The sequence below is a fragment of the Blautia parvula genome, from assembly GCF_020215665.1.
GTDB classification, from domain to species: Bacteria; Bacillota; Clostridia; order Lachnospirales; family Lachnospiraceae; genus Blautia; species Blautia celeris.
In genome coordinates, this window is sequence record NZ_CP084061.1 from 2,026,923 (window position 1) to 2,052,587 (window position 25,665).

General features: G+C 47.3%; 19 protein-coding genes and 1 tRNA gene. 6 read left to right on the plus strand and 14 right to left on the minus strand.

Features of this window, described 5'->3' with window-relative positions; all coding sequences use genetic code 11:
• Nucleotides 1-5 precede the first annotated feature (5 nt).
• Nucleotides 6-87: transfer RNA gene (locus LC508_RS09540), tRNA-Leu, on the minus strand.
• A 300-nt stretch (nucleotides 88-387) separates the two neighbouring features.
• Here LC508_RS09540 and LC508_RS09545 point away from each other — a divergent pair.
• The 3 genes from LC508_RS09545 to LC508_RS28235 all read left to right on the plus strand — a co-directional run bounded on the left by LC508_RS09545 (nucleotide 388) and on the right by LC508_RS28235 (nucleotide 5,214).
• Complete coding sequence (locus tag LC508_RS09545; RefSeq protein ID WP_054352771.1) at nucleotides 388-1,107, plus strand: LytR/AlgR family response regulator transcription factor; 720 nt, start codon at nucleotides 388-390, stop codon at nucleotides 1,105-1,107.
• Entirely contained in the window at nucleotides 1,104-2,408 is a 1,305-nt protein-coding gene (locus LC508_RS09550; RefSeq protein ID WP_103733030.1) for an ATP-binding protein, read from the plus strand. Before LC508_RS09545 ends, LC508_RS09550 begins: the two co-directional genes overlap by 4 nt.
• Nucleotides 2,409-5,079: 2,671 nt before the next feature.
• Nucleotides 5,080-5,214 carry a hypothetical protein gene (locus LC508_RS28235; protein WP_255611272.1) on the plus strand — a complete coding sequence of 45 codons (135 nt, stop codon included), beginning with the start codon at nucleotides 5,080-5,082 and terminating at the stop codon, nucleotides 5,212-5,214.
• A gap of 220 nt (nucleotides 5,215-5,434) precedes the next feature.
• On the opposite strand, the gene LC508_RS09565 is transcribed toward LC508_RS28235, so the two are convergent.
• Together LC508_RS09565 and LC508_RS09570 are read right to left on the minus strand one after the other, a co-directional pair.
• Nucleotides 5,435-6,082, minus strand: a complete 648-nt coding sequence (locus LC508_RS09565) for an ABC-2 transporter permease (protein ID WP_054352767.1) — start codon at nucleotides 6,080-6,082, stop codon at nucleotides 5,435-5,437.
• Nucleotides 6,079-7,053 (minus strand): ABC transporter ATP-binding protein, encoded by a 975-nt coding sequence (locus LC508_RS09570; protein WP_330425192.1) that lies wholly within the window; start codon nucleotides 7,051-7,053, stop codon nucleotides 6,079-6,081. Before LC508_RS09570 ends, LC508_RS09565 begins: the two co-directional genes overlap by 4 nt.
• A gap of 167 nt (nucleotides 7,054-7,220) precedes the next feature.
• Here LC508_RS09570 and LC508_RS09575 point away from each other — a divergent pair, with 167 nt between their 5' ends.
• The 3 genes from LC508_RS09575 to LC508_RS09585 all read left to right on the plus strand — a co-directional run bounded on the left by LC508_RS09575 (nucleotide 7,221) and on the right by LC508_RS09585 (nucleotide 8,370).
• Entirely contained in the window at nucleotides 7,221-7,418 is a 198-nt protein-coding gene (locus LC508_RS09575) for a DUF4177 domain-containing protein (protein ID WP_033141922.1), read from the plus strand.
• On the plus strand, nucleotides 7,415-7,753 hold the full coding sequence (locus LC508_RS09580) for a hypothetical protein (protein WP_054352766.1): 339 nt from the start codon (nucleotides 7,415-7,417) through the stop codon (nucleotides 7,751-7,753). The genes LC508_RS09575 and LC508_RS09580 overlap by 4 nt, the downstream gene beginning before the upstream one ends.
• 197 nt (nucleotides 7,754-7,950) lie before the next feature.
• Complete coding sequence (locus LC508_RS09585) at nucleotides 7,951-8,370, plus strand: GNAT family N-acetyltransferase (RefSeq protein WP_103731627.1); 420 nt, start codon at nucleotides 7,951-7,953, stop codon at nucleotides 8,368-8,370.
• 364 nt (nucleotides 8,371-8,734) lie between these two features.
• Here the strand turns inward: LC508_RS09585 and LC508_RS09590 are convergent, their stop codons facing one another.
• The 11 genes from LC508_RS09590 to LC508_RS09640 all read right to left on the minus strand — a co-directional run bounded on the left by LC508_RS09590 (nucleotide 8,735) and on the right by LC508_RS09640 (nucleotide 25,613).
• Nucleotides 8,735-10,438, minus strand: a complete 1,704-nt coding sequence (locus LC508_RS09590; RefSeq protein ID WP_118593889.1) for a methyl-accepting chemotaxis protein — start codon at nucleotides 10,436-10,438, stop codon at nucleotides 8,735-8,737.
• Nucleotides 10,439-10,669: 231 nt separating this feature from the next.
• The gene (locus LC508_RS09595) at nucleotides 10,670-11,122 is read right to left on the minus strand and encodes a VOC family protein (protein ID WP_033141918.1); all 453 of its coding nucleotides are present in this window, start codon (nucleotides 11,120-11,122) and stop codon (nucleotides 10,670-10,672) included.
• 41 nt (nucleotides 11,123-11,163) lie between these two features.
• On the minus strand, nucleotides 11,164-11,997 hold the full coding sequence (locus tag LC508_RS09600) for a helix-turn-helix transcriptional regulator (protein WP_054352765.1): 834 nt from the start codon (nucleotides 11,995-11,997) through the stop codon (nucleotides 11,164-11,166).
• Between the two features lie 99 nt (nucleotides 11,998-12,096).
• Nucleotides 12,097-13,515, minus strand: coding sequence for a Na+/H+ antiporter NhaC family protein (locus tag LC508_RS09605; RefSeq protein WP_158587263.1), 1,419 nt, complete (start codon nucleotides 13,513-13,515; stop codon nucleotides 12,097-12,099).
• 59 nt (nucleotides 13,516-13,574) lie between these two features.
• Nucleotides 13,575-14,621 carry a LacI family DNA-binding transcriptional regulator gene (locus LC508_RS09610; RefSeq protein ID WP_103731625.1) on the minus strand — a complete coding sequence of 349 codons (1,047 nt, stop codon included), beginning with the start codon at nucleotides 14,619-14,621 and terminating at the stop codon, nucleotides 13,575-13,577.
• Nucleotides 14,622-14,627: 6 nt separating this feature from the next.
• Nucleotides 14,628-15,326 (minus strand): hypothetical protein, encoded by a 699-nt coding sequence (locus tag LC508_RS09615; protein WP_146051677.1) that lies wholly within the window; start codon nucleotides 15,324-15,326, stop codon nucleotides 14,628-14,630.
• A gap of 52 nt (nucleotides 15,327-15,378) precedes the next feature.
• Nucleotides 15,379-20,526, minus strand: coding sequence for a DUF5695 domain-containing protein (locus LC508_RS09620; RefSeq protein WP_103731624.1), 5,148 nt, complete (start codon nucleotides 20,524-20,526; stop codon nucleotides 15,379-15,381).
• A gap of 35 nt (nucleotides 20,527-20,561) precedes the next feature.
• Nucleotides 20,562-22,499 (minus strand): glycoside hydrolase family 127 protein, encoded by a 1,938-nt coding sequence (locus LC508_RS09625; protein WP_118593888.1) that lies wholly within the window; start codon nucleotides 22,497-22,499, stop codon nucleotides 20,562-20,564.
• 31 nt (nucleotides 22,500-22,530) lie between these two features.
• Entirely contained in the window at nucleotides 22,531-23,361 is an 831-nt protein-coding gene (locus tag LC508_RS09630; RefSeq protein ID WP_033141911.1) for a carbohydrate ABC transporter permease, read from the minus strand.
• Nucleotide 23,362: 1 nt separating this feature from the next.
• On the minus strand, nucleotides 23,363-24,268 hold the full coding sequence (locus LC508_RS09635) for a carbohydrate ABC transporter permease (protein WP_033141910.1): 906 nt from the start codon (nucleotides 24,266-24,268) through the stop codon (nucleotides 23,363-23,365).
• Between the two features lie 73 nt (nucleotides 24,269-24,341).
• On the minus strand, nucleotides 24,342-25,613 hold the full coding sequence (locus LC508_RS09640; RefSeq protein WP_103732569.1) for a sugar ABC transporter substrate-binding protein: 1,272 nt from the start codon (nucleotides 25,611-25,613) through the stop codon (nucleotides 24,342-24,344).
• Between the last annotated feature and the right edge of the window lie 52 nt (nucleotides 25,614-25,665).

Sequence of the window (25,665 nt, forward strand, 5' to 3'; positions counted from 1 at the left end):
GCCACTGCCGCTGGCCGGACTCGAACCGGCACGGTGTTACCCGCTTGATTTTGAGTCAAGTGCGTCTGCCAATTCCGCCACAGCGGCTCGTTCTCACGAACCGAAAATAATCTTACCATATATTTTCAAATCACGCAAGTGTTTTTGTCTTTTTTTAATATAAAATGTTGCTGTACTGAAATACTCCCCCTCCTATTTCAAACCAGTATGCCAATCCATACATTTTCCGTTAATAGAATATAAACTATAATACGTTTATTTCATGTTGTATCCTTAATATCCAATATGTTATAGTTAAATAATCTTTTACAGCTATTGTCCCATATAGTGCTGCCCCATGAAACGACCCTGCTGTTTTTACGATAATAATTCAATTTGGAGGTAATCATGATCCGTATTGCTGTGTGCGACGATGACACAGATTCAATTATCAATAACCAGACGATATTAAAAAACTGCCTCAGCCTGCAAAAAGCGGTAGCTGAAATACAGACCTATAATAATGGCCGGATGCTGTTAAGTGACATTTTGGAAGATCACAGCTATTTTGACCTTCTCCTTCTGGATATTGAAATGCCCGGTATCAGCGGTATGGAAATTGTTCAGGCCATAAAACCGGAGCTGCCCAACGTAAAAGTCATTTTCATTACATCCCATGTAAAATATGCTATTGACAGTTTTGAATTAGCCATATTCCGGTATGTGCCCAAGAATGATCTGGAAAAGAGACTGACCTATGCGGTTACAGATGCGTTAAAGCTCATCATGCTGGAAGATGACAAAAATTATACTGTGCTGACGGCAAACCGGATGGAAAAGGTGCGCTTCCGTGATATCCTTTATATTCTTCGCGACGGTAAGAACGCCGCGCTCCATACCTGTCACGGGATCATCAAAGTCAGGAAAAGCCTGCTGACGGTTTACGAAGAATTGGGGGCAGAAGAATTTATATTCATTGAACGGGGATGCATCATCAACCTGATACAGATCACCCAAATAAAAAACAGCAGTGTCTGCTTAAAAGACGGCACGGTCCTGCCAATCAGCCGCTCCCATCTCCAGAGTGTAAAAATGGCAGTCAATACTTATTGGGGGAAACATATATGATGATTTATGTACTTGAGTTTTTGCTTTTATTTTCCGGGATATGCTGCGGCGTTCTCAGTATCGGCAGACTGCAGGATGAAAGCAGTGAAAAATGTGTGGCCTGGGCTGCTGCTGCCGGGTTTGCAGGACTGCTCTGCTTTTTTAACAACAGCGTCAAAAGTGCGGCTGTCACTGCGGCTGCTCTTCTGGCTGTGATCCTTGTGATTTCTAAGTTTCTGTATCATTTGGACTGGAAACTGCTTTTATGCTGTGGCTGTTCTTATCTGAGCGTACTCCTGTTAACGGATGTTCTTTCTTATCTGATACTATGCAGATATTTTTCCGTACCTTTGGTTTATTGGCTTGTATTTTTGCTTCTCTGCCGGGTACCATTTTATTTCGCTCTGTTCGCATCACATCGCTTTCAGGAATGCATCAGTAATTTCAGTAATTACTATACATCCATATACGGAACTCCTGCAGTGGCATTTTGCGGAATATCCATTTTGCTGCATATGGCTTTTGCCGGACGGCCTTTAAACACATTGACCATAGTCACTATAGTTATGCTCTCTGCTCTTTTTCTCCGAATCGTTCTTGCATACAGCCACATAAAATACCAGCGTGAGAAAGAACTGCTGGACACGATTGAAATGCAAAAAGAGCTGCTGGAACAGAATTACGCTGCAGTCAACAAGGCCTACTCTCAAAATGCCAAACTGTTTCATGACTTCCATCGGCATTTAGAGGTCATACACCAAATGGCAGACAGATATCATGCTCCGAAGCTCTCTCAATATATTGATTCCATTATAAGTCCTGTACAGAACATTTCTTCCATGGTATGGACCGGCAGCCAGACAGTTGATTATATCATCAACAGCAGATACGAAAAAGCAAAAAATGCCGGTATCCGTATGGAAATGAACATAGAATATCCTTATAATACCAATATTAAATCCAATGATCTGTGTACGATTCTCTCAAACCTTCTGGACAATGCGCTGGAAGCCGCTGCTATACAAAGCAGGAAAACCTCCCCTGACACATGCAGCATAAACCTTACGATTCGGCGCATTCAGAATATTCTTGTCATCAAACTGGAAAACAGCAGCCCGGAACCGAAGTATACATCTGACGGAGAACTCGTCACCGTAAAAAAGGAAAATGAACCGATGCTGCACGGCTGGGGTATGAAAAATATTGAAGCAGCCGTACAAAAATATGATGGTATTCTCCAGACTGCCTATGCTGACCATATCTTTCAGACTACCATTACTATGTGCTTTGAAGGCATAGAAATGGACTCTCCCGAATCCTGAATTTCCGGAGGGCTGTGATGCCCTCCCGTACTGTCCGGAGCCTCACGGAATCCTTGCGGGCTCCTTTCCCCATCCGACTTATAAGGCGTCTTCCCGTGTACGGCTTCTGGCGCTGGTATCCATAGTTCATAACTCATTTCTCACAATCCCACTATAACTTACATATAATAGTAAAGACTGACTTTTGTGCCGGAAAAGAGGCGATAATCGTATGCATTCAAACTGCCATGATGACTCAGTTCAAAGGAATTCATCTGAGTCAGAACATGATATACAGAAAGAATCCATGGAATACATACCTCCCTGCTGCAGAAAAAACACCTGCTGCTGTCCGAATTGCTGCTGCAAACGCGGTCCTACCGGGCCTGCCGGTCCTCCGGGACCCACGGGGCCAATGGGACCTGATGGTCCTGCCGGCATGACCGGCTCGATTGGACCGACCGGTCCCACTGGCATAACCGGCTCTACTGGACCGACCGGGCCCACCGGTATGACTGGCTCTACTGGTGCTACCGGTCCCACTGGTATGACCGGCATAACTGGCTCTACCGGGCCTACTGGCATGGCTGGCTCCATTGGACCTACCGGTCCCACCGGTATGACTGGACCTATGGGCCCCACCGGTATAACTGGCTCAATCGGGCCTACCGGCCCCACCGGTATGACTGGACCTATGGGCCCCACCGGACCTGCTGGTATAACTGGCTCCATTGGACCTACCGGTCCTACTGGCTTAACCGGTTCTACTGGAACCACTGGACCTACTGGTTTATCTGGCCCCATCGGGCCTACGGGCTTAACGGGTTCCACTGGTCCTACCGGGCCAACTGGCTTAACCGGTTCCACTGGACCTGCCGGGCCTACTGGTTTATCTGGCCCCATCGGGCCTACTGGCTTAACGGGTTCCACTGGTCCTACCGGGCCTACGGGCTTAACAGGTTCCACTGGTCCTACCGGGCCAACTGGCTTAACCGGTTCCACTGGACCTGCCGGGCCTACTGGCTTAATCGGCCCCATCGGGCCTACGGGCTTAACCGGTTCCACTGGTCCTACTGGCCCAACGGGTTCCATTGGACCTACTGGTTCTATTGGTCCAATCGGACCTACCGGTTTAGCTGGATCTATTGGCCCCACCGGGCCCACCGGAAGTACAGGTGCCACCGGACCTACGGGGCCCGACGGACCCATTGGAAACACAGGTGCCATCGGACCTACGGGGCCCGACGGACCCACCGGAAGCACAGGTGCCACCGGACCTACCGGACCCACCGGTATAATCCCGGATGATACGTTTGCCTCCTTTTCCAACTATGCACTGCAGCTTATTGACAGCACGCTGATTCCCCTCCTCCCTCAGATTTCCGATTCCACCGGTCAAATTTCCTATGAAAGCCCGGCCACTGTTATCCTAGGACCAGGTTATTACTTAATATCTTACGGTGTTTCAGCAATCCTGCGGACCGAAGGATATATGCAGATTACACCTTTTTACAACAGCGCTGCGCACCTTGATCAAGGAATTTATTTCAAAACTGGTTCTGACTCTTCAAGCGCTACAGGTTCAACTTATTTCATTCTTTACGCCCCTGCGCAGACAAGATTAAATTTCACTTTTAACAGCCCTGTATCTGTCATTGAAGGAGAAATATCCCTGACTATTGTAAAATTAAGGCGGAATTCCTGAATGCAGATTCATACTTTCATTTTTTTTTCAATTTAAAAAACAACTTCAAATCCCCGTTGTCCGTTATATCATTTCACTTATAATACCGTTTCGCATCACTATATCGGATTTTCACACTCATCATGCATTTTCTGTATTCATTTAAAATCAGGGTCTTTAAACCCTCAACGAGTTAAAGGAGATATTATGATTTTTTCTAATTTTCGTAGTAAACGCAGTCACGATGACTGTATGGAATACGATCAAAATTTACAGGAAACGTCTACGAAGGCCAATAAGAATTATTGCAGTATAGCCGACTCAACCAGACCGGCCGGCTTAACCGGCCCTGCCGGACCCACTGGACCAACCGGCTTAACCGGTCCTGCCGGACCCACTGGACCAACCGGCTTAACCGGCCCTGCCGGACCCACTGGACCAACCGGCTTAATCGGTCCTACCGGACCCACTGGACCAACCGGCTTAATCGGTCCTATCGGCCCCACTGGACCAACCGGCTTAACCGGTCCTGCCGGACCCACTGGACCAACCGGCTTAACTGGCCCTGCCGGACCCACTGGACCAACTGGCTTAATCGGCCCTGCCGGACCCACTGGACCAACCGGCTTAACCGGCCCTACCGGACCAACCGGTTTAAACGGCCCTGCCGGTCCCGCTGGTCCTGCCGGAAAACCTGCCCCCAGACCGGCTTATGCTGCCTTTCACAGCACCCAGTCCCAAACGATTCCTGCGGCCGCGCCTAACGCCGCCCCCGTTTCCATAACCTCCGACATTTTAAACGATATACGCCTCGAGGAAGACGGAATCACCATCACATTTCTGCGCACCGGTTTATACCACATCAGCTACGGTATTATCGCCACATCCGCTGCAGGACCTGATGCCTCAATAGGCATATATGAATCCAAACACGGTACACCGGCTCCTGCTGCCGCTGCCTCCATACGCCCTCTGCTGACCGGCAACCGGGAAGTAAACGGCACGTTCATGAGCACTTATTCAGCCGGAGATACCATTTTTCTGGGAATCAGCAGCTCCAATCCGGTCACATTGTTTACCAATACGACCGAAAGTGCGGTAAATGCCCATATCACCATCAACTCACTGGATCTGTACGACTAACAACAGCCTCTTTCCTCGAAACGATCCAACCATTTCACTGTACCTATAAAAAGACGGGGCTGACACATGCAAAACAACATGTCAGCCCCTGCAGCTATATATTCTGTTTATCTATATATTTATCTCTGTCCTCTCTTCTTTTCCTGTACCTCCTCCGACTGGAAATTGCCGCAAATAGGATAAATGCCCCAATCAAAATGAAGGTTCCTATCCTATCAGCCTACCATTCTTTATTCTTTGAAATCCGTACAGATATACCAATCGAAATACATACAACAGCCGTAAGATAAAGCACAAGCAGACACGGCCCCAGATATCTGTTTTCACTGAGCATCCGGAACAGAACACCGGTACGGATATCCGCTTTTTCCACCACAAACATGGTCAGCAAGATCCCCACCACCGGCACATACATAAAAACTCTCCCTTTGATCGGCCCAAATTTATAATACGCCGGAATCTGAAAGCAGACATATGTAATATAAAGTACCATACCAGCCAATACTGCCGTCATAACTTCCTTACCTGAAACATTGACCCCAAGCATCCCCAGAATCATGGGCTGCAAAATACCAGACACTGACACAGCCAAAATTCCCATCAAAAACGCATGCAGATATTTCCCGCAGACCAGTGCCTTCACTGAAACAGGCAGAATGCGGTAAAGCCTCTGCATATCATTTTTATCTGCCACTGAAAATGTATAGATAGACGACATTGCCATCATAAACATTGCAAAGGAAATTCCCACTGCAAGCGTACGGTAAAGCAGAATAAAAGCCAGGGGAATAAGAAGCGTAAAACAAATGGACTTATAATAATACTTCAAAAGATTAAAATCCAGCTTGGCAGCCTTCCATATTTTCATAACAAAACATCTCCTTTACTGACAAATACAATAATATCATCCATAACCGCCGGCCTGGTCTGCAGACCGGCAAGACCAGACAGCTCTTCCCTGCTGACCAGCGCCTCAAAAGAATCCGGATATATCTTAATATTAGGCATTGCCGCCTTACGTTCCGGTGTCAATTGTCTGCTGCTTCCGGAAACGATACAATAACTCTCTGTAAGCTTCTCCTTTTCCCCGGAATAAAGCAGCTTTCCGCGATTGATAAAGGTGATGCTGTCGGCAATTTTATTCAGATCCGGTGTAATATGTGTAGAAAAAAGGACACTATGCCTCTTGTCCTTCGTATATTCTAAAAGAATATCCAGCAGCTCATCCCTGGATACAGGGTCCAATCCGCTGGTAGGCTCATCAAGAATCAACAGTTCTGCTCTGTGTGAAAAAGAACAGGCCAGCATCAGCTTCATCTGCATGCCCTTTGAAAGCTCCTTGACACGTTTCTCTCTGTTTATCCGAAACTTCTCCAGATATCTGTAATAAACTTCTGTGTCCCAATTTTCATAAAACATGCCCATAGCCTTCTCCACGTCCGGCATTTTCCATTCATCCACAAAAAAATGTGAGTCAAACACTACCCCGATTCTTTCTTTAAATATCTGCTCTTCCTTTATATGGTCAAATCCCAATACCGTGATCGAACCGGACTGCTTCTTCAGCAGATTCAGTATCAGCTTGATCGTAGTTGTTTTTCCGGAACCATTCGGCCCGATCAGCCCCATTATGGAACCTGTCGGAACGGAAAAGCTGATATTCTCTAAAGTAAAATCCGGAAATCTTTTGGTCAGCCCTTCCACATGCAAAGCGTCTGTCATAATCCATTCCTCCGTTTCTTTCTGATAACAGAAGTTTACCGCAGAAATATGCATAGTACACAAAATGTCCGCAATCTGCACCTCAATGTCCATCATCCGTCCTTCGTTTCTGCTCATCCCCGGCACTTCCCCATAACGTTTCACTGTCGATGAAACAAACACTTCAGATGATATTTGCACCGTAATACTCCGCCGAACCGCCGCAGAAGAATTACCGTTATTTCATTGCTAATGCCCGAAAATAACGGTATAATATCATCATCAATTGAAAAAGGAGCAGGCAAATGAAAAAATACGAATATGTAAATGTAGAATACAAAATGAAAGATATGGTAATGGCATCTGTTTCCGAACACCGGGAAATCATTGACCGCTACGCCAATCAGGGATATACCTATGTCGGCATGATACCAACAGAAATCAGTGCAAACGGCTGCATTAGAAAAATGGACCTGATTTTTGTGAAAGATGAATCATTATGAAACTGTTCTTTGAAATTTGTATCGGATTGACAACCGGCCTTATCGCAGGCTTTGTATGTGCCGGATTGAAACAGATATTCAGAAAAAATTATACAGAAGAAGAAAAAGCTCATGCCCGGAGGATGATCAACAGGTTTTCCGCCGTATTAAAATATTTTACATTTTTGCTTCTTATCATTGGACTTGTCTGGTGTGTGTATTTCCTGGTTCTGGGCGCAATGATCCCGGAGCAGACCGATTACGCCAACAATATGGCAGAATTGATCGTATCTGTTCTTACTGTTATTTCTATCATTTTCGCGTTTGTTGAGTTCTTAAGAAGAAAAAGTGACTGATAAAAAAACAGAGCATTCAGGCGATCCGTCTGGACACCTATGAGGAAAATCTTCCGGCTGCCCGGTTATATAAAAAATAGTAAATATGAGCTGTTTGACATTTCCATGCGGTCATATTAAAAAAAGGTTGTTATGGGTTTGTAAGCATTAGGCGGATAAGGCGTACTTAACAAATAATAATTAGGTGATGAGATAAAATGACTGAAATTAGATATGTACAATTAGAGGACAAAGAATTTTGGTATGGACTTGATAAGCATTTATCAAATAAAGAATTTGAAAAAAAAGTGCGTGACAAGCAAGGATATATTTTATTGGAAGATAACAAGCCAATAGGACTATTAAGATTTAATCTTTTTTGGGATAACACACCATTTTGCACAATGTTATTCGTTGATTGGAATTATCAAGGAAAAGGTTATGGAAAAAAACTTATGGAATATTGGGAGTCTGATATGAAATCTCAAGGATATGGTATGCTATTGACTTCTACACAGGTTGATGAAGAAGCACAACATTTTTATAGAAAATTGGGCTATAAAGATTGTGGTGGCTTTGTTGTAGATATTCCAAAATATGAGCAGCCAATGGAGATGTTTTTAATCAAAGCAATTTGACAACTTCCGGTTTGTCGGGCTGATTAAATGCGCCTTCTTGATATAAGATGTGCAAGTAACGTACCTGTACCCTCAAAAAACAGGTTTCTAACATTCCGCATATGTGTCCTTTTACCAGCTGGAAAGAAAGGCTTGTGGTGCCCAAATGGTGACCGACAGTACAAAACCATCTGTTGAAAAGTAGTGCTATGAAAAACCGACATATGAGGAAATAAAAATGCGGCTATCAATATATAGGGCTGGCCAATCTGGGACTTGAGGAAATATATGCCCACTTAATCCGACAAAATAATGGCCGCAGGCACATAACCTGCGGCCATCCTTCCGAAATCCCTTCGGCCCCCTCTCCTGCATCAATGCACATTCAGCATTTCGTATAACTTTCACCAAAATCTTTCAATATAAAATTCTCTACCAAACGGCTTAATAGCTGGGCCTGGGAAGACAGTTCTTCACTGGCCGCAGCGCTTTCTTCCGCTGTGGCTGAATTTGTCTGCACTACGCTGGATATCATGGTAAGGCTGTCTGTGATATGGCGGATCGCATCGGACTGTTTTACGGATGCTTCCGTAATATAGTTCAGAGCCTCCGCCACACTGTCAACCCCCTCTACCACTTCCCTGAGCACCTGGTCAGTCTCATTGGCTGTCCTTTTTCCATGTTCAACGGTGCGGAGGGACTTTTCTATCAATGCGGCTGTACTTTTGGACGCGGATGCCGATTTATTTGCCAGGTTGCGCACCTCTTTGGCCACCACGGAAAAGCCTTTTCCATGTTCCCCTGCGCGCGCTGCTTCCACGGCCGCATTCAGAGCAAGAATATTGGTCTGAAAGGCAATATCCTCAATGGTTTTCATGATCGTGCTGATCTCATGGGAACCCTTGCTGATCTCTGACATTGCCCCCAGCATCTCCTGCATACAACGGCTGCTTTTCTTTGCCTGGCCCATGACTTTTTCAGCTCTGGCACTGGCCTCCTGTGCACTTTCCGCATTTTGGCTGACCTGATCAGATATCTCACCGATCGTGCCTGTCAGTTCCTCTATGGAGGATGCCTGCTCTGTGGCTCCCCGTGCCAGAACCTGTGCACCGGAGGATACCTGTTCCGAACCGGAGGCAACTTCGTCTGCCGACTGACTGATCTGAAGCAGGGTATCACTCAGACTGGTATTGATATCCTTCATGGACTCCAGAAGCTGCCGAAATTCCCCTACATAGCACTCCTCATTCTCACACTGCACATTAAAGTTACCCTCTGCCATCTGGTTTAAAAGCTTTGTTTCATCCTGAATGACACAGACTAAATTTGCAGTCATTGTGCGTATATTTTCTGCAAGATTCCCCATCTCATCCCTGGACTTATAGCGGATCTTCACATCCGAGAGTTCTCCTTTTGCCATGCTGCGGGCTGCCTTCTCCAGCTCGTCTACCGGCCTGGTGATCCCGCGGGTGATATAGACCCCAAAAACAATGCTGATGACCACACTGATACTGCCCAGCATCAGCAGAGTCACGATTGCCTTCTCCTGTTTCTCTTTCAGCCCCGCAACCAGTTCTTCGCCTTTCCTGTTTCCGTTCTCCACAAGACTCTCCAGTTCTTCCTGTGCTTCCTGAATCACAAATATATTGTTGTTCTCCATATACGCAGCAGCTTCGGCATTCTTATTTTCTCCGGCAAGCTGGAGGACCTTTTCTCTCATGGGTGCCAGCCTGGTAAGTGCATCCTCCAATCGTTCAATGATCTGCGGGTCTCCCAGAAAATGTTCCCGAATCACAGGAAGCTGTTCCTGGATAATCGCGGCGGATTCCCCCGCATCGGCAATAGCATCCTTTATGATCACCGGATCAGAATTGGATATGGACCTGTAAACAGCCTTCTGCATCCTCTCAAAATTGGAATTGATAATATTGGCACTTCCATTGACCATAAACGGACCTTCATAGAAAGTCTCTGTCTGTTCTCCCATATTTAGTAAATCCACCACACTCACGGCGCATCCCAAAATGAGCATTGTGAGTATCAAAGCGTAGGAGATAAATAGTTTTCGTGATAACTTTAAATTTTTCATTTTCTGCTGCCTCCGCTACATTCTTTTCCTTTTGCCCTAAAATATACATGAGCAGTGTTGACTTATTGGAAATTATAGCATAAAACCGGTAATAAAGATATGGAAACTGAAAGATTTTACAGATTTCAACCGCAATACCGGCAGGAAATGAATCGGGCCTGCCGCTTCACAGCCATTATACGACTACAGGCCGCCCAACACATGAGCGGCCTGCAATGACAGGATTGATTCTTATAGCTGTTTTACAAATTCTACGGGATACATGATCCGTTCCGCGGTCTCCTCCACGGAAAGTCCCTGTGCCAGAAAACGTTTTGCCACACTCTCCATACTCTCCGAAACTTCTACAATATACTTATCGGGATCATAAAAACGCATGACACGCTGTCCCCAGGGATATTCCTTGCTTCCATGGATAAATTCTATCCCCTCCGTGGATTTCAGCTTCTTCTCCCAGTGTTCCAAATCCTCCACCTCAAAATAAAGCTGGAAATTATTCGGCCTCTCCCGTGCCTCCAGTTTTACGCCCACAAGCGCCTCATAATCGGACTGCAGGGAAATGCCGCCTTCAAAAGACACATGCGTGCCCAGGTCCATTTCCACCTTCTGCTCCATTACCCTTTCATAAAAATCCTTCGCCCGTTCCATATCAGATACAGAAATCAAAGTACCGCCATATTTCATATTTACAGTCTCCTTATTGGTATGATTTTCTCTATTGTATCTTAAAATTTCGCAATTTCATTGTAAAAATCGGACATCCTCATCCGGTACTCCCCGGGCGTAAGTCCGCACACGGATTTGAAATCATGTATGAAATGGGGAAGATCGTAAAAGCCCGATAAAGTACAGACATCAATCACATGATTTCCGGGGTTCTGCAGCAGCCGAACCGCTCTGTTGATACGGACCAGGCGGGAAAATGTTTTAACGCCCATGCCCAGATACCGGTCAAACACCCGGTTCAAATGCCGTTCACTGTAAAATACAGAAGCAGACAGTTCCTTTAAAGTAATATTCCCCGCATTTTCAATAATGGACCGCACAGCCGCGTGGATCTGGGGCGGACACACATGAATCAGCTTTGACAAAAACAGTCTGTCAGCGCGGTCAGCCAATTCCTGTATGCTGACAGAACTTTCCAATATTTCCGTCATGGATTTGTTTAACCCCTGATCCATCAGTGCAAAGGAAAAGGTCTTATCCAAAAGCTCCTTCTGTCCTCCCCCTGTAAGCGCAGACAAACCGGCCGGCTGAAATTCAATAATGAACAGCATACCAAACCGGTTTGCCTGCTCTCCCACCCTACAGGACAGGGATGCCGGGCCGAACAGATTACTGCAGATGCCCTTTTCATCCGCACAAAAGGTAAGGGTGGCACTCCCGTGAGGTATCACAGTATAATGATCCGGCATTGCATTCTCACACGGAAACGTGATCGTATAATTGGAGATCCACGCACGCAGCGCCGGATGAGGCAGAAGATAAATAAAATCCTCACCGGAAAGCAGAATGCGGCCTGACCCGTGGTATAACAGTATCTCATCTTTCGTTATCATAGTCTGTTTTCCACTTTCTTTTTCGCACAGCCTCCGCCGTCCCGTTTGCAGGGTGTGCAAATGGTTTTTCTTTTATTCTAAGGTCTGCCTGCAGAAATGTCAAACCTCATGCGCCCTGTCCTTGTGATAACCGGCTTTCAAAATACTGCAGATGATACTCATCACCCCCAGCCCCCAGCTCCACATACTGTAAGGCGCATAGACCGCGGCCTGGACGCCCACCACACCGGACATGTAAAGAGCCACATCTGTCCAGGGGATGATACTGAGCATGGGACTTGCCGCAGTGTTCGCTACCACTGCGCAGTCCAGGGAGGAGTATCCGAATTCCCTGTATTTCTCTTCCAGCATTTCCACAGGCATAAGAATGGAAAGCGCGGAGCTGTTGGTGATTCCCCCTGTTATGGTGCCGATACACCAACTGCTGACAGCCAGGCCGAAGACAGAGCGTATTCTCCCAAACAGTGTCTCCACAATGACTTCAACAGCTTTTATCCTGATCATAATACCGGCAGCCCCCACCGCTGCAAAAAGGATCACAAAAAGAGAAGACATGGAGAGCATTCCGCCCCGGTTGCACAGAGTGACAATCTCCGGCAGAACTGCATCTGCAGAGATTCCTGTCACTGCAGTAAGGTCAAACCCATGATACCCGGCAGCCAGCCCTTTCCAGATGGAAAATCCATTCAGCAGTGTGCCGATCAGGATTCCGATCAAACCTCCTCCGAATAAAGAGACCACAGAGGGCAGGTGTAAGAAACTGCCTGCAACCACCACGATTATGGGGATCAGGGCAATAGGACTGATATGAAAAACGGAAGCCAGCCCCTCTGAAAGCATACTGTGATCAAAGGCAGAATTAGCTGACCCGGAGAGAACCCCCAGAACACTATAAAAAATAATACAGGCAGCAAAAGTGGGAATGCCAATATAAGCCGCCCGTTTCATTACAGTTAAAGAATCTGTTTTTGTAACTGATACCACCAGATTAAAATTATCTGCCATGGGAGAAAAAAACAGACCCACATGGGACCCGGACACCACAGCACCGGCCATTGCCGCAAGATTCACATCCATGACAATGGCAAGGCCCATCATGGCAACCCCAATGGTACCGCAGGTACCGAAGCTGGTTCCGATGAAAAAGGCAGTCACCGCCGTAAACAGAAATCCAAACAATATACACAGACCCGGCGTCACAAATGCAAGCAGATACGTGATCAGCGCAGGTATAGTGCCTGCAAATATGAATGAGGCGGTCAAAAAACCGATCCCGCACAGCAGGAAAAACAAATCTGTAAGCTCTCCCGCCTTCTGATACATTGCCTCCAGAAGCTCATGGAGCGTAAACCCGCAGCGAAGCCCGATCACTCCCACATACGCAGCTGTGATAAAAAGAGAGATAGATATATCAAAGCCCTTCACTGTGCCGGTGAGCATCACTGCAATCATCACGGCAAGACAGGAAAGGGCTTCTGTTTTGGTTGGCCTGCGTGGATTTTTCCCGTTGTTTTTCATACTGCACCTCATTTTTACTTTAAGGTATAGTATCCAACGTTCCATGCAGCTTTATTCACTTATTCCGACACAGTTTCCACGGAATCTCTCTCAATCAAAAGAGGGTTTGCTTCATAAACCCTGACCATTTTTTCTTCCTTTCGCTCCCGGATTTCATTTATGAGAATCTGACAGGCTTTCATTCCCAGCTCCCGCAGAGGCATTCTGATGCTTGTCAGAGCAGGATAAAGATAAGAGGCAAATTCTCTGTCATCGTATCCCACTATGGAAATATCTTTTCCCGGACAGATATCATGGCTGTGGAAATAATCATAGACACCCCCTGCAATGACATCACTCATGCAGAAGATCGCTGTCACGCCCTGTCCGCAAAGGATTTCCGCACAACGGCACCCTGCCTCTCTGGACCAGCTGCCGTAAACAATATATTCCTCACGGACAGAAATTGCCGCATCCTCCAGCGCTTCACGGTATCCTTCCAGGCGGAGCCTGGTGTGGATGCTGTCCTTCTCTCCTGTGATAACACCAATCTTCCTGTGCCCTTTTTTGATGGCAGCCGTCACTGCATCACAGGCCCCTTTTCTGTCATTGATCACAAAGGAGGGATATCTGCTGGAATGCGTGTAGCCGTAAACCATCACCGCCGGAATCCCCAAATCCTCCGGAATGCATTTCAGAACCCGCTCATGGGAAGTGATATAGAGCAGGCCGTCCACCTGTTTAGCGGCAAGTTCTGAAATCGCATTCTGTACGGACTGTGCAAACTCCTTCTTGCGGAAATAATCGTTTCCCAGTTTACTGCACAGCCTCAAATCCACATGCGTCTGGCCGTATCCTGTATTTTCACAGTATTCTGTTATTCCGTCGACCACATACGGCACATGAAAAACAGTCATATCCTCTATCAGGATCCCCAATGTTTTGGTCCGTTGGAGTCTTAAATTCTTGGCAACCAGATTGGGAGTGTAGTTTAATTCCCTGGCCTTTTCCAGAACCAGCTTCTGTGTCCTCTCACTGGCTTTCCGCTTTCCGTTTCCATTTAAAATATTGGAGACTGTGGCTATGGATACATTACAGGCTGCTGCGATCTCACGAATTGTTGTCATGTCTCATCACTGTTTCCTTTTCTTTTTCCTCAATGACACGGCTCCTGATATGACAACCGCCAGAGAAATCCCTGCTGCTGCCAGTGCTTCTTCCATCTTCAGTGTGTCACCTGTCTTGACTTTTCCCGATTTTGACGTGCTGCCGGCCGCGGAATTCTTCCCGGCTGTGGTTTTGCCGGTCTTTTTTGGTGTATCGTCAGTGTTATCAGCCGCTTTACCTATAAAGACCGTGCCGTTTTTACACTCTGCCGTCTCTGTCAGCTCCTCTGATTCTGCGGCAAGTTCCTCAACTGCAACTTTGATCTCTGTTTTTTCTCCTGACTTCAGTCCCGCATTGTCGAATTTCATCTGCAGAAGAGTCCCGTCTATAGACACCGGGCGGGCAGAAGCGAAGACAAATACGATCTCACCCTCATTTTTATTTCCCGTAATCGGGTCATTGATCTCCACCATGGTATCTGCCAGACTGTCCCCCTGGCCGGATTCCTTTAATTTCAGTTTTTCCCGGTCATAAGTAATACGGATTTTTCCGTTGGTCACTTCACCTGCACCGCTTATTTTACATTCTGCTGTTATCTCTTTATCCTCTGTCTCTATTTCCGGCACCTCAATGTCTACGATCCCTTTGGATGCGGCCCTAACTGACACACACAGAAACATGGATAGCATCAATGACAAAAGACTCCATTTCATTATTCTCTTCATAGGCTTCTGTATCCTTTCTCAGGGAGGGACCTGAAGCCCCTCCCTGCATTCTTTAAAATGACGTGATCAGTTCTGCCGCATATTTTTCGATCAGTGCGGCATCTGCCGTATTAACGGCCTGGTCTTTATTGACATCTGCTGCTTTTAAGTCTTCCTCTGCTATCTCTGTCAGTTCCGCACTTGCTCTCAGTACAGAGGCTGCATCACTGGTATTGATCTTGCCATCATGGTTCACATCACCCAACAGCCGCACCTTTGTCAGACTTTCCGTGAGCATAGCCGCAGCGTCATTGATCTCCTGCTGCAGTGCATCCCCATTATCAAGCACCTGCCTTGCGCTGTCCAGTGCTTCCTGCAGGCCTGCAAGGGAAGTATCTGTATAGCTGCCTGCGTTTTTCAGGATATCTTCTGCCATCTGGACAGCCGATTCCAGTGCTGCTTTGTTTCCGCGCACCTGCATGTTTCCGATAGCCTCTGCCACAGCCTCATAAGCCTGGGAGACCTGAGCCTTGGTACGGTCTTCATTTTCCAGCACTGCCGCTGCTGTGTCAATAGCTGTCTGAAGTGCTGTCTGTGAAGCTTCTGTATATTTGTCTGCCTCCTGCATCAGTTCCCTGGCAAGGTCCGTTATATTCTGAAGCCTTGAGGCATCCACCATGTCTTTCAGTTCTGTGAGGGCTGTGATCAGGGTCTCTGTGGCCCGGTTCACATCCTCCTGGGTGGATGTCTCATCAGACAGCACCCCATTTAAAAGCCTGAGTGCTTCTTTCAGTTTCTTTATCCCTGCCGGGCGGTAGACAGATACATCCTGGTCCAAAATAGCCTGTGCTTCTCTGGCAGCTACCTTCGCAGCAGCCGTATTCACACCATGCTCCAGTTTTCCCCACGCTTTTACAAGCGCTTCGTAGGACTGATCCACTTCCTCCTGGGAAGCGTCGGCTTTTTCCAGGACATCCGCTGCCGCTTTTCTTGCTTCGGAGAATGTTTTAAAGCTCTCTTTGGTGTAATCCTCCTCTGACAGATTCTCCATCCTGGTTACACAATTTCTCAGAATCTCAACATTTACCAGGGCATCCATGGCTGCTGCCAGTTTCTGGGCTGCCTGGTCCACTTCCTTTTGATCGGCACTGTCTGCACTGAGTACAGCCTCTGCCTCCCGGATCGCGTTGTTAAGATCAGCCAGACTCTTCTCTGTATACTTTTCTGTCTGGGCAGCTGTCTCTTTTGCAAGATTCACTGCTGTCTCCAGGTTTGTCTTATCGGCAGGTTCTGCGGACTGTTTTGTCTGAATGAGGATATCCTGCTCTTTATCCGCTGACAGCTCCAGTGTAAATACGGCTTCTGTGCCATCACTGGAAAAACTCTGTATCACTTTTTTATCTGCCACAACCTCATACTCTCCGGCCGGCAGCCTGCTGATGGTTATCTCAGGGGCATATTCCTTCTCTGTTACATTCTCAAGTGTGAGTGCAATACTGCTCAGATCATCTGCAATACCGGCTTTTGTATATCTTGTCTTATCAAGCTGTACAGCGAACTTGTCTTTGTTATACAGAGTCAGACGCGTGCGCACACCGTCTTTTGGAACAATGGAATATATTCCGTCCGCGTAATCCAGGTCACAGCCATATCCGTACAGTCCTACAATGTCATCATCCACAATATTGGCAGATGCTGTCTTCAAACCGCCCCAGAATCCCAGGGATGCCTCGCCTGACCATGCCCACCAGCCGTCAAGACTCGGGATATAATTGTATCCGTTAGTTCCTTTTTCACTCTGATACTGCCAGGACGCTGCACCATAGTTTACATCACTGTCACTGATCTGACCCGAGTTGATGTTGGCCCACCCTGCCAGATAAGCGCCATAGGTGCCCCTCATAATATCGTCAAATTCCTGATCCGATGTATCCGCATAGGTATACAGATAGTCCTGCTGCTGCCATGCCCCAAGCTGGGTCTCATATCCCAGATTCCACCAGGATTCCCCCATATGCCTGTTGTCGGATCCGTAATAATACCAGAGCGGCTGCATGCCGCGGCATGCCAGAGAGGCAAGTGTGACTTTGTCTGTCAGCGCCCCATTGCCGTACATCTTCGCAAGCGTATAGCATGCCTCGAATCCTGTGGTGTCAATGCTCATCTCCGAAGCAAAGGGATATGCCTCAGCAAATAAGATATCTGCTTTTTCCTCCACTTTGCCGGCCAGCCACGCCTGCTCCTCACTATGTCCGTTCTGTTCCAGGGCATTCAGTATGTTAGGCAGGTTCATCTCTCCCATATTTCCGAAAATATAGGCGCCTCTTCCTCCGTTTTCGTAATTATGTCCGTCAAACATTCCATATGTAAAGTATGCCTTCAGTGTGTTATAGCATCTCAGCAGATAATCATCTGCACTGAGATAATGAGTCATATCAGGGTAGCGCTGTGCGATCTGGTACATATTGTAATAGGTATTGGCCACATGCACATAATTATAGGATCTCCAGGTGCCCTGGTCCTTTGGCGTGCCATCCTTGCCGTCATACCAGCGGTAGACCTTATAGGTATCATGCTGCTGCATATATCCCCAGATAAAGTTTTCCATATAATACTCCAGGGAATCGATCTGGTCCTGCTGGGGGGCAGTGATATTCTTTTCAGAAAGATAGACTGCCGGGGATAATCCAAGGTCATCAGAACCCCCTGCCATCCATTCTTTCCATCCTCCTCCCGGATAATCATCCCAGGATATCTGTTTTCCGGTGGACATATCCCACTGCAGGTATGCTCCGTTGTACCCTTTTTCCGTCTTTGCCTGCTGCTTGTCCACAAGAAAATCCGTGTTGCTCTGGATCAAAGTCTCTATGGGTTCCGTAGCATAATACTGCAGCACACTTTTCTTATCTTCCCCATAATTTACTGTCACATAGTTCTCTCCCAGGTCAGAGAAAGCGATCTCATAGATCTCATAGCCATTTCTGTCTTCCTTTTTTGTTATCTCTGTGCTGTCTGAATCAGCAGTCACACTGTTGATCTGTTCCTTGCATCTCACTGCCAGCGTTGCCTTCATATCCTGGGGGATCACCATTCCCGGAAGGGAGACCGCATCCACGATCCCGGCTTCATAGAGGATGTCCCGGAGGTCCGAATAATCTGATGCCCAGTAAAATGTAAATCCATACGTCTGTTCCGCTTCCGGCTCAAGGCTCAGGGATGTTGCCGGCAGATAGCCTCCCGGACGGTCTTTGGATATCTCTTTGGAATGGATATAATACTCAACCAGACCTTCCCAGCTCGGATCCTTTTCCGCAAACGGCCCTTCCTTAAATCTGGCCTTATCTTTAAACTCCAGCGAAGTCCCGTCATCAGGCACCATAACTAAAAAGGAACCATCCCCGTTTGGCCGCTGCCAGTAAATGTAAGAACCGTCCTCTGCCACATAAGAATGACGGGCCACATTCTGTTCATAGATTCCCTCCTGGCTGGTATTCCACCAGGAATTCATAAGAAGAGGCAGGCCCAGATCCGCAATCTCAATCGTTTCATCTGCTGTATTCTGTATATTGATGGACCAGTTGAGCTGGTTCCCCTCCTCATTTAACCGGTAAGTCTCACGCAGCGCAAAATCCTTGATGCCGTATTTCCCGGCAGATGGCGATTCATAGGAAACTGTGACCGCGTCATCTCTTCTGGACACCTTTCTGGTATCATCAGACCAAGAGGTAAGCGCCGGATAATAATCAGAATCACCTTTTTTTACAGTTAATTTCACATCGCCTGTCCAGCGGGAATCATCCACGTCAAACTCCGGCTTTATGGTGGGGTTCATCACATAATTGGTCCCGTACTCATCCCCCGGATTTGAAAGCTTAAAAATACCGCCGGTCTTCTCGTCAATATCTACGGTAAAGTAATCTGACTGCAGCTTCAGATTCACCTCTTCATTATACGCAAAATCCACTTCGTCAAAAACGATACTGGTCTCTCCCTGGGCATCCCAGTCATCCGCGATCAGTTCTGCTGTGTGGATACCCGTAAAATCACTCACCGGTATACCGCTGCCCGGTGCCAGCACATACATGTCCTCATCATTTACTTTATAGTAGGCATCTATGGTCTGTGCCTGGCTGTCATAGTCAATACGGAACCAGCCCTGTGACTCTTCATAGGGGATGATCTTCTCCGTTGTCTCCCCCTGATTTACCACAGTAAAACGGAGTGTCCCGTCTCCCATGCGCATCATCTGGGCAAAATTCTCCTCAGATGAATCCAGAGATGTCCGCAGTATGGCCCCTCCTGTCTCATCTGATGAAAAACCGCTCCATTTGGCTTCTATGGAATAATCCTGGTCGCCTGCATTCCTCTTTACCGTACTGATTCCGTCCCCTGCATTTACAAGAGCCAGATGTCCGTCTTCATATCTCACATCACCGTCCTGCCCATACCAGTCATCTGTCAGAACAGGCCCGGTAAAATCTGTGTTTTCTGCTGTGCTATACTGGGCCTCCTTCACAAAAGTGCTGTTGAACTGTAAGAAATCAACAGATACAGGAGCTGAACCGCCCCATTTCTGTGCTCTGAGTTCAGCTACATGCTTTCCTCCGAAATTGGACATGGCCTCACCATTTCCCTCCAGGGGAATGTACTCATCCTCATCCCCTGTCCTGTACACAGCGATCACTGTCCCGTCATCACTGTTATATCCAATCTGGAACCAGCCTTCTGTGTCTGCGAAATCCGTTTTCGTGGTATAAGAGGTCTGCACCTTATCGTTGATCAAAAGCAGCTTCAGCTCCCCGTTGCTGAAACGCTGGATCTCCACCAGATTATTCTCTGTTCCATCGGAGACACGGAAGATGACTACGGAATTGTTTCCCTGGGTATCGGCAGAATAGCTGCTCCATTTAGTCTCAACGGTAAAATCGCCGTTTCCCACATTTCTTTTTATAGAAGACACAGGTCCGCCGTCGTTATTCAGGGTCAGTGCCCCCTCCGTATACTCCACGTTTCCTGCCATATCAAACCAGGCAGGATCAAGATCCCCTGTAAAATCATCCTGGATCACAGCCTCTGTTGTCTTCACGATTCCGTTCTCCTCACCGGCTGCGGCCCCCTCCTCTTCAGCGGCTCTTACCTTGACGGTTCCTGCCGGCAGACAGGTGGCAGCCATTGCTGTACTCAGCACCAAAGAACATAACTTCCATCCTCTTTTCTTCATATAGTCTTTAACCTTTTCCTTTCCCGTTCATTCTTTCACCCTGAGATCAGTTCCTTCACCCACACAGCCATCTCTCCCATACCTCTGTTGTTCCAATAGGCGTAGGGGATCGCTTTCAATGTTACATCTGATAACTTCACCGGATGTTCTCCATACAGCACTTTTTCATCCCAGGCACTTTCTTCCATCCTTTTACCCTGCAGCACCAGCTCCGTGATACCCCCGAACAGCTCAGACGGTACCTCCTGTATTTCCTTCTCTGTATCCACATACAGCTCTGCCAGATTTTTCCCGTTGTCAATTTCCTCCAGACAATATACAAGGGGGCCTTTTACCACTGCCGTTTTGCCGCAGTCAGCACGTACCTTGGGATTGGCACGGACAAATTTTGCCGGCGCTTCAAAAGAAATACTGATATCTGCATCTTGCGCAAGTGCAAGATATGCATATCCTTTTTCTTCTTTATATTCCAGAAGCTGTCCTTTTGCGGTCATTTGGTACATTCCGGCGTATTCCGGAATCCTTACTGCCAGTGTCATTCCTCCGTCCGGCACATGGCTGACTTTTATCCTCACCAGATTCTCAAAAGGAAATTTCGTCTCCAGGGAAACCTTGACTTCCCCTGTCTCCATTTCTATGCATACCTCATTTGAAATAAAGAGATGGACATACAGAGCGGTCTCACCAACAGAATATATGTACTGCCCCATGGAAGCCAGGATTCTGGCTATATTAGGTGGACAGCAGGCAACACCGAACCATTTCTGACGGGTGGGCTTTACATGTTCTTTTGAGGTGCGTTCCATACAATTATCAGGCCACACCTCCAGAGGATTTACATAGAAGAAGCTTTTTCCGTCCAGAGCGATCCCCGCCAGAACCGTATTATACAGAGCCCGCTCCACAGTATCTATGTAGGAAGCGTCTTTTGTTATATTCGCCATCCTGATGCCGAACATAGCCAGTCCGATGGAGGCGCAGGACTCCGCATAGTTACAGTCATTGGGCAGATCATAATCCACTGTGAAACGCTCCAGAATTCCGGATGCGCCAATACCTCCCGTGATATACATCTGTCTCTGTACTATGTTATTCCAGAGTCTTTTACAGGCTGCCATCAGCTCCTCGTCCTGATATTCATATGCCAGGTCCGCCATAGCGCTGTACATATAGACTGCCCTTACAGCGTGCCCCTCTGCTGCTTCCTGCTCCCGTACCGGTCTGTCAGACTGGGAATACTCGGGACGGTAATCGGAAAGCTCCGGAAAGATATTTCCGCTGTCGCCTCTGCTGATCTCCTGAAGAAAATAGTTCTCTCCTGTTCCACGCGCATCAATAAAATACTTTGCCAGATCCAGATATTTCCGTTTTCCTGTCACCTGGAATAGTTTGATCAAGCCGATTTCCACTTCCTGATGTCCCGGATACCCATGGATTTTCCCATCCTCACTGCCGAATGTATCACAGAGCAGATCCGCCAGTTTCTCCACCACGCCCAGGAATTTTTTCTTTCCAGTTCCCTGGTAATAGGCTGTGGCTGCCTCCATCATATGCCCTGCAGTATATAGTTCATGGCCTTCCCGCAGGTTCTTCCACCTTTTATCCGGCTCTTTTATAATAAAATAGGTATCCAGATACCCATCCTCCTGCTGCGCCTCCGCAATGAGATCTATGACCTCATCTGCGGTCTTCTCCAGCTCAGGATTTTTCTCTGCTGCCAGAGAGAATCCCACTGCCTCCAGCCATTTGGCTATATCGGTATCCTGGAATACCGCGCCGTAAAATTCTCCTTTTTTTCTTCCTGCCGCAACAGCGAAATTCTCCAGGCAGTGGGACGGCTCCGCATCCGGGATACGGTCATTCATGGCATCCCACTGGTAGGGGATGATTGCTTCTCCCACCAGCTTCACGTGCTTTGTCCAAAAAGGATCCTGTATTTTTATTTTTTGAAGATCAATAGGTTGTAATCTCATTTTATTCCTCCTGATTTGCCTTATATCCGGCCTATGCCTTGACTGCACCGTTGGTCAGACCGCTGACAATATATTTCTGCATGAAAATGAAGATAAGAACCACCGGCAGGATCGCGATAATACCAAAGGCCATGGTGGCGTTCCACAATGTCTGATACTGCTGCACATAGTTGTAAATGCTGGAGGTAATGGGCCTTCTCATAGGGTCTGTCATAAAAGTGATTCCATAGATCAGATCGCCCCATGCATATACAAAAGAGAATACGGCAGCTACAATAACGCCCGGTTTTGCTATGGGGAGCATGATCTTCGTAAAGGATGTGATGCTGTTGCAGCCGTCGATTTTTGCCGCCTCATCCAGTTCCTTCGGTATGGAGAGGAAATAGGTCCTCAGAATAATAATACTGAACGGGATTCCAAGGGTAGCGTCTGCCAGGATGGGAGCCAGATAAGAATTCAGCAGGCCCATCTTGGAGAACATAATATACAGGGATGTCAGGATCAGGGTTGACGGAAGCATCTGTGTCATAAGGAAATATAAGATCAGGACTTTTCTGCCGCTGAATTTAAACCTGGCCAGCCCGTATGCGGCGGGAATGGACAAGATAGTGGAGATCACTGTGGCGCCCGCTGCAATGATCATACTGTTTTTAAAGCCCCTCAAAGTATCACTGGATGCAGAGAGCTGATCCGCGAATGCGTCCAGAGTCAGATTCTTCGGCCAGAGAGGCGTGGGAATCTGAAAAATCTCTACCTGTGTTTTCAGCGCTGTGACCACCATCCAGTATAACGGGAAAATGAAGATCACAAATACTATGGCTCCGATGATAAAAAATTTCAGGTTTCCTTTCTCGTTCTTCATCTCACATCACCTCGTCTTCATCATTGATCAGTTTAATATAGAAAATACCTACCACGAACAGTATCAGGAACAGAATATTGGCTGCCGCCGCGCCCTTACTGAACTGGAACTGGTCAAAGGACAGCTTGTAAGCATAAGTTGAAACCAGCTCTGTGGCATTGACCGGCCCGCCCTTTGTCATGACCCATACCAGGTCGAACACTTTGAATGTATATACAAATCCCAGCGTCAGCACAGACATGATAGCCGGCTTTATCATGGGGATCGTGATCTGGAACAGTGTCTGGAATTTATTTGCCCCGTCCAGACGTGAGCTTTCATAGATCTCCTCCGGAATGGTGGTGAGTCCTGTGATCAGAAGCATCATGTTAAAGGGGATACCAATCCAGATATTTGCCACTACAATGGCTATCATAGCCAGTTTGGGGTCCAGCAGCCATTCCAGCGGTGCGTTGATCAGATGCAGGGACATGAAAAGCTGGTTGATGATACCGCCTTTGCTGGCAAACATGAATTTGAACAGCAGACCCGCAACCGTGACCGGAAGCAGCCAGGAGATCATGGTCACACCTCGGAAGAAGGAGCTTCCCTTGAATTTTTTGCTGAACAGAAGCGCAAGGCCGAATCCGATAAAAAACTGGAAGAAAATTGATGCCACCGTAAAGATCAGTGTATTTTTAATAGCTGTGGTCAGTATCGCCTCACCGCCTGAAAACAGTTCCTTATAGTTCTCAAATCCTACAAACGCCTGCTTGGATGCATCTGCAAAGGAATATACATCCACATTCTTGAAACTGAGGATAAAGTTCTGTATCATGGGGTATCCCACAAATATCAGCATGTAGATGGCGGCTGGAAGTGCAAACAAAAAACCAACCTTTGGTCCGAGAGTTTTCCCTTTTTTCATTATCTTTCATCCTTTCCTATGAGCAGTTATGGGGTTAAAAAGGGACAGGAGGGTCCTGTCCCTTTCCGGCTGTTTATTTTTCTGATGCCTTCACCTTATCCACGGCTGCCTGTGTATCTTCTGCTGCTTTTTCAGGAGTCTTTGCTGAGGTCATAACCTCCTGGAATCCTGTCTGCAGTGCATCGGAATATTCCGGCCAGGAAGCACTTGGGCCTCTTGGGATGGATGTCTGAAGCTGTGTGATAAATTCTTTCTGGATCGGGTCATCTGTCCAGTAGGAGTCCTGAGCCGCCTCTGTTTTCGGCGGGAAGGAACCGTACTGTTTCATAGCGTCTACCATCACCTCTGTCTTGTCATAGTATTCCATGAATGCAGTGGCTCCGCCCATGTCATCCTGTTTTACAGCTCCCATATTCTCACCACCCAGAATGGAGGTTGCCTGGTCAGAATCCGCGTCTTTTTTGGGGAGTACCGTCACACCGTAGTTCAGATCAGGAGCGTCCTTCTCGATTCCCGGGATCTGCCATGGTCCGTTCTGCTGCATAGCCAGGTTACCTGCCACGAAGTTGTTATTTACGTCTGACTGTGTCCAGTTCACGCAGTCCTTTGACCAGGAACCGTCAGCTACCATCTCCTGCATAAGGTTGTAGGCATCCGTACCGCCTTTCACATTCTGGTAGTCCCCGCCTGCTGTGTATAACCACTGCAGACACTGGAAGGTTCCCTCATCTGTTCCTGTAGCAGCATTGCCGAAGCCAACCACACCGTCTTTCGTCAGCGCTTTTGCCATCTCATGGAAATCTTCCCATGTGGTGTTTTCATTGGGATACTCCATACCTGCCGCATCGAAGATATCCTTGTTGTAGAACAATGCCGTACAGTTGGTGGCAAAGGGAATACCGTAATGTTTTCCGTCCGCCATAGTGGATTCCATAGGGCCTTCCAGGTATTCATCCCATTTGATATCCGCATCTGATACATCCCCGAACAGGTCCATCTGAATGAAGGATGCCATGCTGCAGCCGTCCAGGATGACCAGGTCCGGGAGTTCCCCGGATGCCATGCCCAGTGTCAGCTGTTTTTCATAGTCTGCAAAGGGTACATACACATGGGATGCCTCGTATTCCTCCTGTGATTCATTGAAGCCGTCAATGATGTCCTGCATCATATTCTTCTGAGCATCCGTCTCGAAGTAATCCCAGATGACCACCTCTTCCTTTCCTCCGGCAGTCTTCTTGCTGCTGTCCGTTCCCGCGGAAGCTGTTCCTGCGTTTCCTCCGCATCCTGCCAACATTGTAGCTGCCATAGCCATACAGAGCATAGCGCTCACTACTTTTTTCCTCATTTTGTTTCCTCCCTTTCGTTCGTTTCTGGTGATTTATTTGATATCTAAAGTA

Excerpts from the sequence above, each read along its gene's own strand:
- LC508_RS09595 (WP_033141918.1), bottom strand. The coding sequence starts at position 11,122 with ATGAAATATGGCGGTACTTTGATTTCTGTATCTGATATGGAACGGGCG.
- LC508_RS09600 (WP_054352765.1), bottom strand. The coding sequence starts at position 11,997 with ATGATAACGAAAGATGAGATACTGTTATACCACGGGTCAGGCCGCATT.
- LC508_RS09630 (WP_033141911.1), bottom strand. The coding sequence starts at position 23,361 with ATGAAGAACGAGAAAGGAAACCTGAAATTTTTTATCATCGGAGCCATA.
- LC508_RS09610 (WP_103731625.1), bottom strand. The coding sequence starts at position 14,621 with ATGACAACAATTCGTGAGATCGCAGCAGCCTGTAATGTATCCATAGCC.
- LC508_RS09585 (WP_103731627.1), top strand. The coding sequence starts at position 7,951 with ATGACTGAAATTAGATATGTACAATTAGAGGACAAAGAATTTTGGTAT.
- LC508_RS09635 (WP_033141910.1), bottom strand. The coding sequence starts at position 24,268 with ATGAAAAAAGGGAAAACTCTCGGACCAAAGGTTGGTTTTTTGTTTGCA.
- LC508_RS09625 (WP_118593888.1), bottom strand. The coding sequence starts at position 22,499 with ATGAGATTACAACCTATTGATCTTCAAAAAATAAAAATACAGGATCCT.
- LC508_RS09605 (WP_158587263.1), bottom strand. The coding sequence starts at position 13,515 with ATGAAAAACAACGGGAAAAATCCACGCAGGCCAACCAAAACAGAAGCC.
- LC508_RS09640 (WP_103732569.1), bottom strand. The coding sequence starts at position 25,613 with ATGAGGAAAAAAGTAGTGAGCGCTATGCTCTGTATGGCTATGGCAGCT.
- LC508_RS09570 (WP_330425192.1), bottom strand. The coding sequence starts at position 7,053 with ATGAGCAGAAACGAAGGACGGATGATGGACATTGAGGTGCAGATTGCG.
- LC508_RS09575 (WP_033141922.1), top strand. The coding sequence starts at position 7,221 with ATGAAAAAATACGAATATGTAAATGTAGAATACAAAATGAAAGATATG.
- LC508_RS09545 (WP_054352771.1), top strand. The coding sequence starts at position 388 with ATGATCCGTATTGCTGTGTGCGACGATGACACAGATTCAATTATCAAT.
- LC508_RS09590 (WP_118593889.1), bottom strand. The coding sequence starts at position 10,438 with ATGAAAAATTTAAAGTTATCACGAAAACTATTTATCTCCTACGCTTTG.
- LC508_RS09565 (WP_054352767.1), bottom strand. The coding sequence starts at position 6,082 with ATGAAAATATGGAAGGCTGCCAAGCTGGATTTTAATCTTTTGAAGTAT.
- LC508_RS09550 (WP_103733030.1), top strand. The coding sequence starts at position 1,104 with ATGATGATTTATGTACTTGAGTTTTTGCTTTTATTTTCCGGGATATGC.
- LC508_RS09615 (WP_146051677.1), bottom strand. The coding sequence starts at position 15,326 with ATGAAGAGAATAATGAAATGGAGTCTTTTGTCATTGATGCTATCCATG.
- LC508_RS09620 (WP_103731624.1), bottom strand. The coding sequence starts at position 20,526 with ATGAAGAAAAGAGGATGGAAGTTATGTTCTTTGGTGCTGAGTACAGCA.
- LC508_RS09580 (WP_054352766.1), top strand. The coding sequence starts at position 7,415 with ATGAAACTGTTCTTTGAAATTTGTATCGGATTGACAACCGGCCTTATC.
- LC508_RS28235 (WP_255611272.1), top strand. The coding sequence starts at position 5,080 with ATGAGCACTTATTCAGCCGGAGATACCATTTTTCTGGGAATCAGCAGC.